12 protein-coding genes are annotated in these 16934 nt (G+C 66.6%); 6 read left to right on the forward strand and 6 right to left on the reverse strand.

Annotation, left to right across the window (positions count from 1 at the left end):
- Positions 1-38 precede the first annotated feature (38 nt).
- On the reverse strand, positions 39-818 hold the full coding sequence (locus ACYVNQ_RS34280; RefSeq protein ID WP_460909510.1) for a hypothetical protein: 780 nt from the start codon (positions 816-818) through the stop codon (positions 39-41).
- Positions 819-1246: 428 nt separating this feature from the next.
- Between ACYVNQ_RS34280 and metG the strand changes: the two genes are divergently transcribed.
- Positions 1247-3445: a methionine--tRNA ligase gene (metG, locus tag ACYVNQ_RS34285; RefSeq protein WP_460909512.1), complete on the forward strand. Its 2199-nt coding sequence runs from the start codon at positions 1247-1249 to the stop codon at positions 3443-3445.
- A gap of 97 nt (positions 3446-3542) precedes the next feature.
- Here metG and ACYVNQ_RS34290 read toward each other — a convergent pair whose 3' ends face one another.
- Both ACYVNQ_RS34290 and ACYVNQ_RS34295 read right to left on the reverse strand, forming a co-directional pair.
- Entirely contained in the window at positions 3543-8189 is a 4647-nt protein-coding gene (locus tag ACYVNQ_RS34290; RefSeq protein WP_460909514.1) for a translocation/assembly module TamB domain-containing protein, read from the reverse strand.
- A gap of 53 nt (positions 8190-8242) precedes the next feature.
- The gene (locus ACYVNQ_RS34295) at positions 8243-9982 is read right to left on the reverse strand and encodes an autotransporter assembly complex protein TamA (RefSeq protein ID WP_460911207.1); all 1740 of its coding nucleotides are present in this window, start codon (positions 9980-9982) and stop codon (positions 8243-8245) included.
- 646 nt (positions 9983-10628) lie between these two features.
- On the opposite strand from ACYVNQ_RS34295, the gene ACYVNQ_RS34300 reads away from it, so the two are divergent.
- From ACYVNQ_RS34300 to panD, 4 genes are all read left to right on the forward strand, one after another.
- A complete protein-coding gene (locus ACYVNQ_RS34300) occupies positions 10629-10814 on the forward strand; it encodes a DUF3460 family protein (protein WP_460909516.1) in 186 nt (61 codons plus the stop codon).
- 1 nt (position 10815) lies between these two features.
- Positions 10816-11688, forward strand: a complete 873-nt coding sequence (locus ACYVNQ_RS34305; RefSeq protein WP_460909519.1) for a segregation and condensation protein A — start codon at positions 10816-10818, stop codon at positions 11686-11688.
- Positions 11689-11950: 262 nt separating this feature from the next.
- Complete coding sequence (panC, locus tag ACYVNQ_RS34310; RefSeq protein WP_460909521.1) at positions 11951-12784, forward strand: pantoate--beta-alanine ligase; 834 nt, start codon at positions 11951-11953, stop codon at positions 12782-12784.
- A gap of 59 nt (positions 12785-12843) precedes the next feature.
- Complete coding sequence (panD, locus tag ACYVNQ_RS34315) at positions 12844-13230, forward strand: aspartate 1-decarboxylase (protein ID WP_460909523.1); 387 nt, start codon at positions 12844-12846, stop codon at positions 13228-13230.
- 90 nt (positions 13231-13320) lie between these two features.
- On the opposite strand, the gene ACYVNQ_RS34320 is transcribed toward panD, so the two are convergent.
- Positions 13321-13950: a ParA family protein gene (locus ACYVNQ_RS34320; RefSeq protein WP_460909525.1), complete on the reverse strand. Its 630-nt coding sequence runs from the start codon at positions 13948-13950 to the stop codon at positions 13321-13323.
- Positions 13951-14144: 194 nt separating this feature from the next.
- Here ACYVNQ_RS34320 and ACYVNQ_RS34325 point away from each other — a divergent pair, with 194 nt between their 5' ends.
- Positions 14145-14564 (forward strand): PaaI family thioesterase, encoded by a 420-nt coding sequence (locus ACYVNQ_RS34325; protein WP_460909527.1) that lies wholly within the window; start codon positions 14145-14147, stop codon positions 14562-14564.
- Between the two features lie 110 nt (positions 14565-14674).
- Here ACYVNQ_RS34325 and ACYVNQ_RS34330 read toward each other — a convergent pair whose 3' ends face one another.
- Both ACYVNQ_RS34330 and ACYVNQ_RS34335 read right to left on the reverse strand, forming a co-directional pair.
- Positions 14675-15103, reverse strand: coding sequence for a DoxX family protein (locus ACYVNQ_RS34330; protein WP_460909529.1), 429 nt, complete (start codon positions 15101-15103; stop codon positions 14675-14677).
- Positions 15104-15280: 177 nt separating this feature from the next.
- Positions 15281-16747: a cobyric acid synthase gene (locus ACYVNQ_RS34335; RefSeq protein WP_460911209.1), complete on the reverse strand. Its 1467-nt coding sequence runs from the start codon at positions 16745-16747 to the stop codon at positions 15281-15283.
- Positions 16748-16934 lie beyond the last annotated feature (187 nt).

Genomic DNA, 16934 nt, shown 5'->3' on the forward strand with positions numbered 1-16934 from the left:
CGATCGATCTGCCAATCAACCGACCAAACCAGCCGAACCTATTTCGCCAACCGCCGCAAGCTGGCGCGCGCCCGCGCCTGGCTCAGCCGCTTGAGCATGCTGTTCTCGTGCGGATCGCCGAAGTGGAACAGCGCGGTGCTGCGCACGCTGGTCGGCAGGCATGCCTCGTTCGCGTGCAGCGAGCGCATACCCCAGAAGAAGTAGATATTGCCGGGCTCGAGCGGCACGGCCTTGCCGCCCAGCCAGCGCTGCACGGTGGGCGAGCGCCACAGCCGGCAGGCCACCGAGCTTTCCACGACCGCCTTCTCCAGAATATTGACGAGCGCCGGCCCGCGCACGTTGCGCATGTTCGGGTACATCACGAGGTTGCCGCGCGGCTCATTCGGACGGTTCGGAATCAGGATCGGCACCAGTGCCGTCACCACGTACGAATCGTAGTGGAAGCGGTTTGCGTGGCGCAGCCCGTGCGTGCCGGACAGCACGCGCAATACCGGCAGCACCCGCTGGCTCGGCGGCTCGCCGCCATCCATGCCGCGCTGGTACAGACCGCTCATCACCATCCGGAAACCGCGCGCGCGGAAAATCGAGGCCAGCGGGCTTTCGCCGATCCACTCCTGGCCGCCCAACCCGAAGTACTGGTTATCGTGCTTTTCCAGCTCGACGCCGATGTACTCGCGCATCGGCCCGAGCACCGACTCCGGCACCACGTTGTACAGGACGCCGAAACCGGTCTGGTTCATCGCCGCGTAAAGGGTTTCCACATCCGACATGTCGACGGATTCCAGCAGCTCGTGACTGAGCGCATCGTTGGCCTGCATGGTCCACTCCTTGATATTCGTTCGATGCGACGCACGCGGCGCCTGGCGCGCGCTGATGCGGTTTGCGATTGAGGTTGGTGCGGTTTGCGTATTGCTGCGTAAGCAAGGTAAGGTCGCGCACCGCGGCCGCTCTGTGCGCTGCCCAACCAAGCCACCGTCACAGCGGCGCGTGCGACGGAATAACGCGGGGTGGCGCACGTTGCAGCCGCGCACTGTCCGATCCGGACAGACGCGCAGCCCTCCATTCGGAGACACGCTGGTAAAATCGGCAGACTCAAGCATTCAAGCCGGTTTCGTTTGCGACGGAACCTTGTTCATAGACCCGGCTGCAGGCGGCGCACCACCGCTGTCGCAGCTCGCGGGGTCTGCGTTGCAGCGCCACGCATGCGCTGCGGCGGCCCGCCTCCCGCAAGCCAGAAGAATCCCTTATGTCAGCACCCGCTACCGACCTCAACGCCGCCGGCGCCACGCCGGGCCGCCGCCAGATTCTCGTCACGTCCGCGCTGCCTTATGCGAACGGCCAGATCCATATCGGCCACCTGGTCGAATACATCCAGACGGACGTCTGGGTGCGCGCGCATCGCATGCACGGGCACGAGATCTACTACGTCGGCGCCGACGACACGCATGGCACGCCGATCATGCTGAAGGCGGAGCAGGAAGGGATTACGCCGAAGCAGCTGATCGAGCGCGTGTGGAAAGAGCACAAGCGCGACTTCGACAACTTCGGCATCTCGTTCGACCACTACTACACGACCGATTCGGAAGAGAACCGCGTGCTGTCCGAGTCGATCTACGTGGCGCTGCGCGAAGCCGGGCTGATCGAGGCGCGCGATATCGAGCAGGCCTACGACCCGGTCAAGGAAATGTTCCTGCCGGACCGCTTCATCAAGGGCGAGTGTCCGAAGTGCCATTCGAAAGACCAGTACGGCGACAGCTGCGAGGTGTGCGGCTCGACCTATGCGCCGACCGATCTGATCAATCCGTATTCGGTGGTGTCGGGTGCGACGCCGGTGCGCAAGACCTCGACGCACTACTTCTTCCGCTTGTCCGATCCGCGCTGCGAGGACTTCCTGCGCGGCTGGGTCGGCGGTCTGGCGCAGCCGGAGGCGACCAACAAGATGCGCGAGTGGCTTGGCGCGAGCGGTGAAGCGAAGCTGGCCGACTGGGATATCTCGCGCGATGCGCCGTACTTCGGCTTCGAGATTCCGGATGCGCCCGGCAAGTACTTCTACGTGTGGCTGGACGCGCCGGTCGGTTACTACGCGAGCTTCAAGAACCTGTGCGACCTGCGCGGCATCGATTTCGACGCGTGGGTCCGCAAGGGCTCGAGCGCCGAGCAGTACCACTTCATCGGCAAGGACATCCTGTATTTCCACACGCTGTTCTGGCCGGCGATGCTCGAGTTTTCGGGCCACCGCACGCCGACCAACGTGTTCGCGCACGGCTTCCTGACGGTGGACGGCTCGAAAATGTCGAAGTCGCGCGGCACCTTCATCACCGCGAACAGCTATATCGAAACGGGCATGAACCCGGAGTGGCTGCGTTACTACTTCGCCGCCAAGCTGAACGGCACGATGGAAGATATCGACCTGAGCCTCGACGATTTCCAGGCGCGCGTGAACAGCGATCTGGTCGGCAAGTACGTGAACATCGCGAGCCGCACGGCGGGCTTCCTGATCAAGCGTTTCGACGGCCGCGTGCAGGACAGCGCGCTGCATCATCCGCTGCTCGGCACGCTGCGCGCGGCGCTGCCGCAGATCGCCGGGCACTACGAGGCACGCGACTACGGCCGCGCGCTGCGCCAGACGATGGAGCTGGCCGATGCGGTCAACGCGTATGTCGATGCGGCGAAACCGTGGGATCAGGCCAAGGACCCGGCCAATGCGGTCGCGCTGCACGAGACCTGCAGTGTCAGCGTCGAGGCGTTCCGGCTGCTGTCGATCGCACTGAAGCCGGTGCTGCCGCAGCTCGCAGAAGCGGTCGAGGCGTTCCTCGGGGTCGAGCCGCTGGTATGGGCGGACGCCGGGCGGCCGCTGTCGTCGGACCGGCCGATCAATGCGTACAAGCATCTGATGACGCGGGTCGACCCGAAGCAGGTCGCAGCGCTGCTGGCGGCGAATCGCGAGTCGTTGCAGCCGACGGTTGACGGTGCGGCGGCTGGCGATGCAGCGGCGGCGAACGGCACAAACGGCACAAAGGGCAAGGCAGCCGCCGCCGCTGCTGCAAACGGCACGGCAAAGGCCAAAGCAACAGGCAAGGAAGCCGGCCAGGATGCCGACTCCTCCACCATCTCGATCGACGATTTCGCGAAGATCGACCTGCGCATCGCGAAGATTGTCGATTGCAAGGCGGTCGAGGGTTCGGACAAGCTGCTGCAGTTGACGCTCGACGTCGGCGAGGAGAAGACTCGCAACGTGTTCTCCGGCATCAAGTCCGCGTATCAGCCGGAGCAGCTGGTCGGCAAGCTGACGGTGATGGTCGCGAATCTCGCGCCGCGCAAGATGAAGTTCGGGCTGTCCGAAGGGATGGTGCTGGCGGCATCGGCAGCCGACGAGAAGGCCGAACCGGGCATCTACGTGCTCGAACCGGATAGCGGCGCGAAGCCGGGCATGCGGGTGAAGTAACGCGGCAACGGATAAGGCCGGCGCGATGCGCCGGCCTTACGAATCGCGACAAGGGAAAAGTACGCTGAACGCGTGCTTTTTCATTTTGGAGCGTCCGTCACCACCGCAACCGGTCAAACCGTCGCGTATAAAGCAGATCCAGCCCCTGGAACGTGCCGCCATACGCCGCCACCGACCAGTACCGCGACAGGTTCAGCGTCGCCTTGAACGCATTGCTGGCCGATTGCAGCCCCTGCTCGTAACCGAGCACGAGCCGCTCGTTGATCGCCTTCGATACCATCACCACCTGCGGATCGGTCAAACCGACCTCGCTGCGTCCCACCGAGAACTCGTCGAGCCCGATCGACTGTGCGATGCGCTTGCCGCTTGCGCTGCCCAGCAGCGCCAGCGCGGTCGTCATCGTGCTTTGCTGGCCCAGGTTGTTGCCCTGATCGGTGCCGTGCCCGAACAGCAGCCACGACAATTTTTCGTTGTCCGGCACAGTCGGCTCCGACACCAGCTTGGCGACCGGCGCCTGGATCGTGCCGGTCACCTGCACGCCCGCCTCCACCTCCTGGTTGCGGCGCATCGCCAGGATATTGATGCCCGGATTCGCCACCGGCCCGTTGAACGTAAAGAAGCCGTTCTCGATGCTCAGCTTGCGGCCGAACGCGGTATAGGTCGACCCTTCGCTCACGCGCACGTTACCCACCGCGCGCAGCGGCGAATTCGGCGCCGACAGCGCGGTGATCGTGCCGCGCAAACCGACGTCGGCACCCTGGCCGCGGAAGCGGAAGTCGTTGCCCAAATCGATGTCGATGCTCGCGCGCGGCGCGAAGCGGCCCACCGGCTGGTTCGAGTTGCCGACCGGCGGCGGCTTGCCGCCCGACGCCGAGCCGTCCGCGCGCACGATCACGACGTCGTCGCCGAGGCTAGGCGCGGCCTGCTCGGGCATGTCGAACAGCGCGTGCTCGATGTTGAACTTGCCGTTGATCGCCATGCCGCCCTCGACACCCGCATTCGCGACGCTCGCGCTGCCCGACAGCGTCAACTGCCGGTCGGGCGACGCGAACAGTTCGAGATGGTCGGCCACGATGCTGGCGGCCAGGTCGGGCTCGTCGTTATCGAGGCGCACGCGTCCGGTCGCGCGCAGCGTGCCGGAGCCGCCGTGGAATTCGACCTGCTGGAAGTCGACGAGGTTTTCGGACAGGCCGATGCGCACCACGCCGTCCTTCAGCTGCACGCCGAGGTCGACCGCCGTCACCGACAGCCCATCGCCGATCAGCGAACCCGACAGGTTCGGCTTGGCCACCGTGCCGCCGAGCGCGAGCTTCAGCGCGAGATGGCCGTCGAGCAGATAGGTCGGCCCGAACAGGCCGCCGGTGGTTTTCAGCGACGGCACGTTCGCGTCGATGTTGCCGGTGAGCGGCGCGTCGTCGTCGATGGTCAGCGTGCCGTCGCGCATCGCGAGGGCGGTGTGCGCGTCGGCATCGAACACGCCGAGGCGGCTCGCCGCGGCGTGCACGGTAGCGTTCACGCGGTTGCCGGGCGCGAAGTCGGCGCGCGCCGCGATGTCGGTCACGCCGAGCGACGAGAAACCGCGCCCGACCTCGACGGTTATATCGCCGCCGCGGCGCTTCAGCTGAATGTGGCCACTCGACGTGTCGCCGAGCGCGAAATCCCAGTCGCCATCGAATACGAGGTCGGTCTTCAGCGCCGGCGGCGCGCCGGTCAGCTGCTGCCGCAACTCCTGCAGACGCGCGATCGACACGCCGGTCAGGTTGCCGGCCGAGCGGATGCGCCCGTGATCGAGCGCAAACGACTTCAGTTCGAGCACCGCGCCTTCGAGCGTGATGCGCGTGGCGCCGAGCGTCACGCGATCGGGGCTGGCGCTGACGGCGAGCGGTGACTCCATCGTCATTGCCGGTGTGCCGCGGTTTTGCAGGCGCGTGACCGTGCCGTCCCAGTGAGTGCCGTCGCGTGCATCGGTCAGGTGGCCGTTCGCGGCGAGCGTCAGGTCGAGCGGCTGCGCATGCAGCGTGCCGGTGGCGGCCGCTTCGAGCGTGTGGTTCGCGCGCGTGCCGTTCAGGCGCGCGGTCAGCTTCGACAGTTCGACGCCGGCGGTGGTCAGGTTGCGCGCGTCGGTGGTGAAGACCAGCGCGCCGTTTGCGCCGTCGCGCAGCTCCGCGTGCCCTTCCGCATGGCCGAGGCGGTTGCTGGCGAACACGACGTTATCGGCCTTGTAGTCGAGCGTCACGTCCGGATGCGCGAAGGTGCCGGTCACGTCGCCGTCCGCCGCGACGAGGCCGGCAAGGCCAAAGCCGAGCCGCTCGAGCTCGGGCGCGTCGATGTGAAAGCGCAGGCGGTCGCCGCGGCCGCCGAAGCTGCCTTGCAGATCGACCTGGTTACCGGCCACCGACAGGCTCGCGCGGCTCGGCAGAATTCGCGAGCCGGCCAGCTGGATGGTGCCCTCGCCGGTCATCGGCAGGTTGTCGTAGACGCTTTCGCCGAGCTTGAATTCGGCTTTGGTGGTGAAGGTGGGCGCCAGCACGCCGGCCGCGGTGATCGTGCCGTTGACGCGGGCTTCGATGTGGCGGGCTGGGGCGGGCGCGGCGCGTGTCGCCGGGTGAGACGCAGCGGTTTTGCCGGTGCGGGCGGTCGTGGGTGCGGCCCTGGCGGTGGTGGTGCTGTCGGCGTGAGTCGGCGTTGCAGCGGCCTCGCTCGCCGCGTTGCGCTTCGATGCTTTGCCGGTTGATGCGTTGTTGCCCGATGCGGCGTCGTTCGATGCAGCTCCGCTCGCCGCAGCAAGGTTCGCCGCACGGCCATTCGCGTCGCTGCCGCTAGCGTCCGCACGGGCAGCCGCGCCGCCCTCCCCGTTCGCGCCGTTCGCACCACCGGCACCGCCATTCGCCGTCGTGCGAGTCGAACTACCGCGCTTCGCGTTGCTGCCGCCCGCGCTGCCGCCACTCACCGCGTTACCGGCACGCCCCGCCCCGCCCGCCCGCGAGCCGCCGGCCGGCGGCGTTTTCGCCGGCATCATCAGCGCAGTCAGCGACAGCGGATCGAAATCGGTCAGCGTCGCCTTCAGGTTGTACGTCGAATTCGCGTCGTTCTTCAGCGCGCCGGCCAGATCGATGCGGCCCTTGCCCGACGTGAGCCGCACATCGTTGAAACTGGTGCGCGCCGGGTCCAGCGTGACCTTGCCCTGCACACGCAACGCCGCCTGCGGATCGGCGAGATCGAGCGTCACGGTGCGGATGTCGTCGTTCAGACGGATCGCGATCGGGCCGGCGAACTGGGTCGGCCGCACGCTCGGCTCGAGTGCGTTCAGATCGAGCTTCGCGACCTTCAGATCGAAGCGGCCGCGCTTGCCGGCCAACATGCCGTCGCCGGTCACGCTCGCGTCCTTGAGGAGGCGCACCGCGAGATTGGAGATGCGCTGCGCCTGCGCGTCGAGCAGCACGTCGGCATGCGCGTCGATCAGCGGCAGCAGGTGCTGGTCGATCGAGCCAGGTGTGGCGTTGACGATCGATACCGAACCGGTAACGGCGAAGCCGCGCGGACGCGCGGCGGGGTTCGCCGGTGTGGCGCCGGATGCGCCTGATGCCGCGCCGGCGGACGGTCCGGGCACAGCCCCCGAACTTGCCGCACTGGCAGCCTTCGCCGCACTCGCCGCTCGGCGCGACTTCACCTTGGGCCCACTTGCCGGCTTCGCCGCAGACGCCGCCTGCGCACCGCTCGCCGCAGCCGCGCTCCCCGCCATGTCACCCAGTTCCGCTGCCGAAGGCGCCTCCCCCGCCGGCCGCAAATCCGCCCGCAGCGCCAGGTCCGCCGCTGGCGCACCCGGCGCAAAAGCCTGCGGATTCACGTGATCGAAGCTCAGCATCGCACGCTGCAACGGCACATCGGCAAACGGCGTCGCTTCGACGCGCGCATGGCCGTCGAGCTTCATGCCGCTCGCATCCAGTTCGGCAACCATCGTCTCGAGCGTGCCCGACACGTGCCCGCTAACCTGCACGGCCTCGTCGTTGACCTTGCCCGAATAGGCCGCCTCGCCGGTCAGCGGAAACGGCCGCACGCCGTCGAGTCGGGCCGTCGCATTGACTGCGCCGAACGGCGTATCGAGCCGCTCGACCGATGCCTCGTGATGCCGCCCATCGCTGCGCCCATGAAACATGAAGTGCGAATACTCGCTGGTACTCGTGCCCTCATGTAGCAACAGCTTGTCCACCCGCAAATCGCGCACCTCGAGCGCCAGCGGCAGTTGCAGATCCGTCGGCAGTTGCAGCGGTTCAGAAGAGGACGTAGAAGGCGCGATCCGCGCGTCGATCGTGCCGACGCGCAGATAGTCGACCACGAACTTCCACGGCCGGTCGGACAGCGCCCACCTGGCCGCCACATGATCGACGCGAATCTCGGTGCCGCTGCCGTCGAGGCTGCGCCAGTGCACGTCGGCAAGCTTCACGCCGTTCGCGAGCGTGCCGCCTTCCAGCTTGCCGGCCAGCCGCCCGCCGAGCATCTTCACCGCCGCCTGCCACGCATACGCGGTGCCGCGCTCGGTCACCACCACGCCATACAGCGCGCTCGCCGTCAGCGCGACCAGCAGCATCGGCGCGAAGATCGCCCACGCGAGCGCGCGCCACCACCGGTGCCGCTTGCGGGGCGGCGGCGGTGGCGGCGCGGCGCTGTCCGGGCCGTCCGGCGCGCCGGGCGGAACATCGCCGTGGCGCACTTCGGAAGGCGGGTCGTGACGGTCCGTGGTCATGCGGTGTGCGTGCTCAGATGCAAGTTAGAAAGTGAAAAGTTGAAAGTCGCCACTCAGAACGCAATCCCGAGCGTCAGATACGGACGCACGCTGCGATTGCGAATCCCATATGCAAGATCGAGGTTCACCGGCCCGACCGGGCTGCGCCAGCGCGCCCCGAAACCGACGCCGGGGAAGAACTCCTTGTCGCCCCAGGTATCGGTTGCCGTGCCGACGTCGAAGAACACCGCCGCGCCCCAGTCGTGGCTAAACCAGCGCTGATATTCGGTACTCGCCGTCACCAGATACTTGGTCGGCAACACCGAGCCGCCGACATTGTTGCCGAGGCTCTGAAACCCGTAGCCGCGCACCGAGTTCGAGCCCCCCGCGCGAAACAGCAGCGAGGCCGGTATGCCGCTCGACGGGCCGCTGGTAAACACACCGCCCAGTTCCGCCCGCAACACCACGAGGTCGCGCTGCCCGACCGGAAAATACTGCTGGCCGCGCGCATAGCCGCGCACGAAGGTCTGATCGGTCAGCACGCCCTTCACCGCGAAGCCCGCCTCGACGTGAATCAGGTTGCCGGAGCGCGGAAACAGGGGGTCGTCGGTATTGCGGCGCGTCCACGACCATCCGGGCACCAGCGCGCGGCTGGTGGTCGGCTCGGCGGTGTTCTGGTCGAGGCGGTCCTGGTAGAACAGCACCGACCACGTCCGGTCGATGAATTGCGAAGTGCTCGCGCGTTGCACGCCGGTGCGCAGGCTGTAGATGCGCGTGTCGGACACGTCGGTGGTGGTGTAGGACGCGAGCACGCTGTTGGTCCAGCCGTACTTGCCGGGCCGCATCGACAACTGGACCTGCCCGTACTGCTGGATCTGGTCGAGCCGGCCGCTCACCGTGAACGGATAGGCGGCGCCGAACGTGTCCAGATACGTATAAGAGCCCTGCACGTGCGCGGCGGTGTCGGTCGAATAGCCGACGCCGCCGCGCACGCTGTTATACGGATACTCGCTGACCTTCACGTGCACGGGCGTGTCGTTGGGTTTGGCCGGATCGTTGTCGACGTCGATCGCGACGCTTGCGTAGTACGGCGTGTTCTGCAACTGACGCTGCAGCTCGGTGACACGCTCGACGTCGTAGATTTCGCCTTCGTAGATCGGGTTGACGTTGCCGATGATGCTCGCCGGGTAGCGCCGCGTGCCCGATACATCGAGCTTGCCGAGCGTGAAGGTCGGGCCGCTGTCGTAGGTGACCGAAAGGGTTGCCTCGTGCGTGCGCGGATCGATGCGCGCCTCCGAGTGGTAGATCTTCGCGCCCAGATAGCGGCGCGCCTGCAGCGCCCGCAGCGACGCGTTCTTCGCGTCGTCCCAGCCCGATTGCGTGAACGGGTCGCCGTCGTGCAGCGAGAAGGCAAAGCGCGTGGCGTTTTCCTGGGCCGGGTCTTCGGTGCTGACCGGCCCGCGGAATGTCAGTGCGATCGACGCGATCTTCGTCTGCGGGCCGGAGTCGACCTGCACTGCCACCTGCTTGCGGCCCTCGCTGTCGGTACGCACGTCGGTGCGCACCACCGGCGAAAAATAGCCTTGCGTCGCAGCGAGGTCGCGCACCTGCTGCGGCGTCGCGGTGACGAGGAAGTCGAACTGCTCGCTGCTGATGTCGTCGCGTTTGGCGAAGCGCGACAGGTCGAGGTGATCTTCGAGCAGCTTGCGCAGCGTTCGCGGGGTCGCCTCGATATCGACGTCGTAGTTGGCGCGCTTCTTCGCCGCCTGCGCGAGCGGCGCGCCGAACAGCGCGACGAACAACAGGACGACCATCACGCAGACAACCGAAGCGCGCGGCGACGCACACGACACACGGATGCCGGACGCAGCCCGGCATGCGCGGCGCGGTGCGGCGGCTTGGTGCCACGTTCGCCCCGTTCGCCACGTTCGTAGCCTTTGCCACGTTCGTTGCGCTCGTTGCGCTAGCCGCGCTTGCCACGGTTCGATTGACCATCCCGCCAAACACGACCTCCGGCGATTTTTGTTGATAAACGGAACTGGATTATGACGAACGGCCAGTCCACGGCGGGACCGAAGGCTGTTATTTGACCACATCGGCATGCCGGCGCATCCCGAATAAATGGCCGCAGCCAAACCGGCGGCTCCCGATGCGACGCAATGCGGCCCGAAGCCGGCGCCGCTTGGACGCGGCAGGCGCGTCGTTGTTCCGGAGCGTGCGCTATCGCGGTGACCCGCGGCAGGCTTGCCGCCGGACCGGTGCCGCAAGCGCCGGCACGCCAGTGCCAGGCCCACACGCGGCTCGCCGGGCGCGCCGCCATATCCGCCGCCATATCCGCCGCCGCGCCCCACAGGCACGCCTCGACAGAGTTTCTCTTCGCGGCCGCCCGCTTGCGCTAAAATTACGTCCGACCGAGCCGCGCCCCGCGCGCGCCGCCTCTTCTCTCACGGACGTCTAGCCATGTACCAGTCGGACATCACGCAATTCCTGAATCAGCTGAAAGCACAAAAGCCGCAACTCGAAGCCGAACAGCGCAGCGGCCGCTCGCTGCTGTGGGACAAGCAGCCGATCGATCTCGACGAACGCGCACAACAGCAATCGTCGCGCGTCCAGCAAACGTCGTACGTCTATTACCAGAACTTCTAACGTGCCGTCCGCCGACGAGGCCCGCGCCGGCAAGTCCCCGGCCGACGCCGCGCTCGCCGCTCCCAAGACCGATTCGACGCCCGATGTGGTGGATGGCGTCGCGTTCGCGCGTCTGTACGGCGAGCCGCTGTTCAAGCTGCCGCAAGATCTGTACATCCCGCCGGATGCGCTCGAAGTGTTCCTCGAAACCTTCGAAGGCCCGCTCGACCTGCTGCTGTACCTGATCCGCAAGCAGAACTTCAACGTCCTCGACATTCCGATGGCCGACGTCACGGCCCAGTATCTGGGCTACGTCGAGCAGTTGCGCAAGACCAACCTCGAGCTCGCGGCCGAGTATCTGCTGATGGCGGCGATGCTGATCGAGATCAAGTCGCGCATGCTGCTGCCGGTCAAGAAGGCCGACACCGGCGAAGAAGCCGAAGACCCGCGTGCCGAACTGGTGCGGCGCCTGCTCGAATACGAGCAGATGAAGCTCGCCGCGCAGCGCCTCGATCATCTGCCGCAGCTTGGCCGCGACTTCCTGCGTGCCGAAGTCTTTATCGAGCAGAGCATTACACCGCGCTTTCCGGACGTGAACACCGACGACCTGCGCGCCGCGTGGGCCGACGTGATCAAGCGCGCGAAGCTGGTCCAGCATCACAAGATTTCGCGCGAGGAACTGTCGGTGCGCGAACACATGAGCGCGATCCTGCGCAAGCTGCAGAACACGCGCTTCATGGAGTTCTCCGAGCTGTTCGACACGTCGCGCGGCGTGCCGGTGGTGGTAGTCAACTTCATCGCGATGCTCGAGCTGTCGCGCGAATCGCTGCTCGAGATCACGCAGGCCGAGCCGTTTGCGCCGATCTACGTGCGGCTCGCGTATCTGCCCGCCTGACGTGAAGCCACGACGCGCGCAACCCTGCACTGGACAACCCGCCTCGAGCGGGTGCGCGGCGCGGCCAAATCCACTACAATCCGGCGTTTCCGGGGCCGGCCGCGCGCACGATCAGCGCGCCTTGCAAACCGCATAACGGCACAGGCATGACCGGCACCTCGTTTGCGCACACGATGCGCGAGCACCCGAGACGAACCAGCGCACCGCCCGCCATCGTTCACCGCCCTGCGGGATGCACCCGCACGAGGACACACACCCGATCATGAAAGTCATCAGTTCGATCCAGGAATTGCGCGACCAGTTGCGCGGCCAGAACCGCACCGCGTTCGTGCCGACCATGGGCAACCTGCACGAAGGCCACCTGTCGCTGATGCGTCTTGCGCGCCAGCACGGCGACCCGGTGGTCGCCAGCATCTTCGTGAACCGGCTGCAGTTCGGCCCGAACGAAGACTTCGACAAATATCCGCGCACACTCGAAGCGGACATCGACAAGCTGCAGAAAGAAAACGTCTACGTACTGTTCGCGCCGACCGAGCGCGACATGTACCCGCAGCCGCAGGAATACGGCGTGCACCCGCCGCACGATCTGGGCGACATCCTCGAAGGCGAGTTCCGCCCCGGCTTTTTCACCGGCGTGTGCACGGTGGTGATGAAGCTGATGTCGTGCGTGCAGCCGCGCGTCGCGGTATTCGGCAAGAAGGACTACCAGCAGCTGATGATCGTGCGCGCAATGTGCGAACAGTTCGCGCTGCCGACCGACATCATCGCAGCCGAAACCGTGCGCGATGCCGACGGTCTTGCGCTCAGCTCGCGCAACCGCTATCTGCAGCCGGCGCAGCGCGCCGAAGCGCCGCTGCTGGCCGCCACGCTGCAACGCGTGCGCGAAGCGGTGCTGGCCGGCGACCACGATTTCGCGAAGCTCGAACGCGCGGCGGTCGCGTCGCTGGCCGCGCGCGGCTGGCAGCCGGACTACATCGCGGTGCGCAAGCGCGTGAACCTGCTGCCGCCTACCCCTGGTGACACCACCACGCCGCTGGTCGTGCTGGCGGCCGCGAAGCTCGGCGCGACGCGCCTGATCGACAATCTGGAAATCTGACGCGCGGCGCGGGTCCGGCCCGCGTGCTTCACAGAAACAAGGAAAGCAAGGGAATCGCCATGCAACGCCACATGCTCAAATCGAAGATCCATCGCGCCGCGGTCACGCACTGCGAGCTGCATTACGAAGGCTCGTGCGCCATCGACGAGAATCTGCTTGAAGCAGCGAATATCGTCGAGAACGAGCGGATCGACATCTGGAACATCAACAACGGCGAGCGTTTTTCGACCTATGCGATCAAGGGCGAGCGCGGCAGCGGCATGATTTCGCTGAACGGCTCGGCCGCGCGGCGCGCGCAGCTGGGCGACCTGGTGATCATCGCGGCCTTCGCGATGATCGACGAAGCAGAACTGCAGGCGGGCTGGAAGCCGGATCTGGTGTTCGTCGACGAGCAGAACCGCATCAAGGGCAGCCGCGATCACGTGCCGACGCAAAGCTGGAGCTGAGCGCGGCGTAGCCGGAAACAGACGGGCCGCGGGAAAACCCGCGGCCCGCAAGTATTTTCAGGCCTGGGCCTCAGGCTTCAAGCCTAACCTTCAAGCCTTGCCGTTCGTCCACTTCAGAATCGGCTCCCACTGGTCCAGATCCTTCTCGACACGGCTCTTTGCGACGTCCCATAGCGTCAGCCCGTGCGCCGCGAGCTGCACGTAGTTCTGCGTATCGCGCAAAAACCCGAGCACCGGCAGCTTCAAGCCTTCGACGAAACGATGCAGCTGGTCGGCCGACTTGGTACGCGCATCTACGCGCATCCCCACCACGCCGATCTCGATCGAGCCTTTCCTGACGGCCTTTTCTTTCGCGAGCCGTTCAAGAAATTCCTGGGTCGCCAGAATATCGAAAATGGACGGCTGCAGCGGCACGATTACCTTGTCGGCAAGGCTGAGCGCGACGTTCATCCGGTTGCCGTGCAGGCCGGCGGGCGTGTCGATCACGGCCCGCTCGAGGCCCTTGGGCGGCTTGGCCGGCGCCTCCGGATCGACCTCCCAGGTCTCGATCGCCGGCAGCCCGCCCGGGCGTAGCTCGAGCCACGCGTGCGCCGACTGCTGCTTGTCGAGGTCGGCGAGCGCGACCCATTCGCCTTGGGCCGCAAAATAACCGGCCAGATTGGTGGAGAGCGTGCTCTTGCCCACGCCGCCCTTAGGATTCGCCACCACGATTACCGTCATGAATTCTCCCGGGAAGAAGGCTGGCTGCGCCAGCCGGTTTGCCGTGCCCGCCCGCTCGGGCCTGCAGGAACCGGCGCCGCTGCCGCTGAGGCAGGCTGTCCGGTCACGGCGTTGATAATATCGGCAAACGCAGTTGCGTCGAAAGCCCTTATGCGGGGCGAACCTTCAACTCTTCCAATTCCAGGAGCCATACGATGAGCAAACTGCGCACCGACCGTCCGCTTGAATCGCTGGTAAAACTGCAGCCCGGCACGCTGCCGGATCTGCTCGGCTTCCGTGCGCTGACGCTGGAACAGGGCAAGCTGACGGCGGAACTGAAGGTGCGGCCCGACTTGCTGGCGCCGAACGGCTTTCTGCACGCAGCCACCGTAGTCGCACTGGCCGACACCGCATGCGGCTATGCGTGCCTCGCGCATCTGCCGGACACGGCCAAGAGCTTCACGACGATCGAACTGAAGAGCAATTTTCTCGGTACCGCGACCGAGGGGACGCTGCGGGCGGTGGCAAGCGGCGCGCATCTCGGACGCAGCACGCAGGTGTGGGACGCGACGGTGTTCGCGCCGGATGGGAAGACCATTGCGCTGTTCCGGTGTACGCAGATGGTTTTGTATTGAGTGTGAGGCCCAGCTGTGAGGCCCAGCTGTGAGGCCCCGCTGTGCGCCCCCGCAGTAACGACGCGGGCGCGATGCCGCGACCGGGAATCCCCGGCCGCGGCCACTTCCCGTCAGATCGCTTCGTTCGCACGCCGCAATGCCAGCGGCGCACGCGCCCGGCTCACGGCCAGCAGACCGTTACCGAGCAACGCCTGCACGACGAGCGTGGCAGCCCAGAACGCCGGAAACTCCCAACCGCCCTTCGGCGAAGCGAAGCCCCAGCCGTTCGGCAGATGCACCGACAGCGCGCCCAGCATGAACGGCAGCAGCACCAGCGCGGCCCAGCGCACCTGGATGCCGAGCAGCAACGCGATGCCGCCGAACAGTTCGACAAAGGCGGTCAGATAGCCGAGCCAGCCCGGGAAACCGATCGACACGAAGTACTGGGCAGTGCCCGGCAGCGTGAACACGAAAATCTTCGTCAGCGCGTGGGCGAGATACAGCACGCCTAGCGACACACGCAGAAATAGCGCGGCGAGATCGGGATATGGCTGGTTCATGACGGTTCCTTTTCGATTGGGAGAGACGACGCACACGCGAGGCGCCAAGCGCCTTCCGACACGCGCCGTCGATGGAACCGACTTTATTCGAACCCATGGAGCGGAAAAACCGCGCCACAGGCTTTGATTATTTCCCAATAAGAACGAATCAGAAGACTATCGGGCGGCGCACCGCGGTCAGCCGATCGCGCCAAACAGGCGCGTCAGATCAACGTGTTCCGCAAGCGTGTCGGCAAGCCGCTCGAGCGACGCTTCGCGCAGCGCCGGGTAATCGAGCGGTGACGCGCCGGCAAGTCCAGCCCAGGCGAGCAACGCCGCACACGCGGCCGGCGTGTCGAACAGGCCATGCACGTAGGTCGCGAGAATCTGGCCGTCCGCCGAGCGCGCGCCGTCCGGACGCAGGCCGCCACCGGGCTCCGACAGCTGCAGCGCCGGCGACGCCAGCGCGGGCCCTTCGGTCTCGCCCATGTGAATCTCGTAACCCGCCACCGTGGGCGCGTCCGGCAGCGTCAGGTGCCCGGTGACGTTCTTCAGCGTCTTGTCGCGCGTCAGCGTGGTCGCAAAGTCGAGCCAGCCGAGCCCCGCCACCGAGCCCGGCGCACCCTCGACGCCATGCGGGTCCGCCACTTCCCGCCCGAGCATCTGCATGCCGCCGCATACGCCCAGCACGCGTCCGGCGTAGCGCAGGTGCCGTTGCAGCGCGAGGTCCCAGCCCTGCGCGCGCAGGAAAGCGAGGTCGCCCTGCACGTTCTTCGAACCCGGCAGGATGATCAGATCGGCGGCCGGCGGCGTCGCCCCAGCGCGCACATAGTGGAAATCGACCTGCGGGTGCGCCCGCAGCGCGTCGAAATCGGTGTGATTGCTGATGTGCGGCAGCGCCGGCACGACCACCCGCAGCGTGTGCTGTGCCGCGCCGCTGTCAGCCCCGGCGCGCAGCTCGCGCGGCAGCATGTCCTCCGCGTCGAGCGTCAAGCCGTGCAGATACGGCACCACGCCCAGCACCGGCTTGCCGGTGCGCGCCTCGAGCCAGTCGAGCCCCGGCTTCAGCAAGCCGATATCGCCGCGAAAGCGATTGATGATGAAGCCGCACACACGCGCCTGCTCGCTGGCCGACAGGCACGCAAGCGTGCCGGTCAGATGCGCGAATACGCCGCCGCGGTCGATGTCCGCCACCAGCACGACCGGGCAATCGACCGCCTCGGCAAACCCCATGTTCGCGATATCGCGCTCACGCAGATTTACCTCGGCCGGACTGCCGGCGCCTTCGACGAACACCGTGTCGTACTGAGCTTGCAGGCGCCGGTACGACTCGAGCACCGCCTCGAACGCCACCGGCTTGTACTCGTGATAAGCGCGTGCATCGAGATTCATGCGCGCCTTGCCGTGGATGATCACCTGCGCGCCGCGGTCGCTGGTGGGCTTGAGCAGCACCGGGTTCAGGTCGGTGTGGGCGGCGATGCCGGCGGCCAGCGCCTGCAGTGCCTGGGCGCGGCCGATCTCGCCGCCGTCGACGGTGACCGCGCTGTTCAACGCCATGTTCTGCGGCTTGAACGGCGCGACGCGCGCGCCGGCGCGCCGGGCCAGCCGGCACAGCCCCGCGACCAGCGTGCTCTTGCCGGCATCGGACGTGGTGCCCTGGATCATCAGCGTGCCGCGCGGCACGGGGAAAGCATCGGGATGGGGGCGAAGCGGATTCGGTTTGGTCACGAAGCGCGAGGCACCGCGGCGACGCGGCGCGTAGTGATGACAGGAATCGGATGACGACAGGCGAACGACGGCAACGTACGACGGCAAGCGGAAAGCGGAAAGCGACCAACGATGAACGACGGGC

Source organism: Paraburkholderia jirisanensis, from assembly GCF_054782355.1.

Bases quoted from the DNA above. Each gene is read 5' to 3' on its own strand.
- ACYVNQ_RS34295 (WP_460911207.1), bottom strand. From the start codon at position 9,982: ATGGTCGTCCTGTTGTTCGTCGCGCTGTTCGGCGCGCCGCTCGCGCAG.
- ACYVNQ_RS34335 (WP_460911209.1), bottom strand. From the start codon at position 16,747: ATGATCCAGGGCACCACGTCCGATGCCGGCAAGAGCACGCTGGTCGCG.
- ACYVNQ_RS34330 (WP_460909529.1), bottom strand. From the start codon at position 15,103: ATGAACCAGCCATATCCCGATCTCGCCGCGCTATTTCTGCGTGTGTCG.
- ACYVNQ_RS34280 (WP_460909510.1), bottom strand. From the start codon at position 818: ATGCAGGCCAACGATGCGCTCAGTCACGAGCTGCTGGAATCCGTCGAC.
- ACYVNQ_RS34320 (WP_460909525.1), bottom strand. From the start codon at position 13,950: ATGACGGTAATCGTGGTGGCGAATCCTAAGGGCGGCGTGGGCAAGAGC.
- metG (WP_460909512.1), top strand. From the start codon at position 1,247: ATGTCAGCACCCGCTACCGACCTCAACGCCGCCGGCGCCACGCCGGGC.
- ACYVNQ_RS34325 (WP_460909527.1), top strand. From the start codon at position 14,145: ATGAGCAAACTGCGCACCGACCGTCCGCTTGAATCGCTGGTAAAACTG.
- panD (WP_460909523.1), top strand. From the start codon at position 12,844: ATGCAACGCCACATGCTCAAATCGAAGATCCATCGCGCCGCGGTCACG.
- panC (WP_460909521.1), top strand. From the start codon at position 11,951: ATGAAAGTCATCAGTTCGATCCAGGAATTGCGCGACCAGTTGCGCGGC.
- ACYVNQ_RS34290 (WP_460909514.1), bottom strand. From the start codon at position 8,189: ATGACCACGGACCGTCACGACCCGCCTTCCGAAGTGCGCCACGGCGAT.
- ACYVNQ_RS34300 (WP_460909516.1), top strand. From the start codon at position 10,629: ATGTACCAGTCGGACATCACGCAATTCCTGAATCAGCTGAAAGCACAA.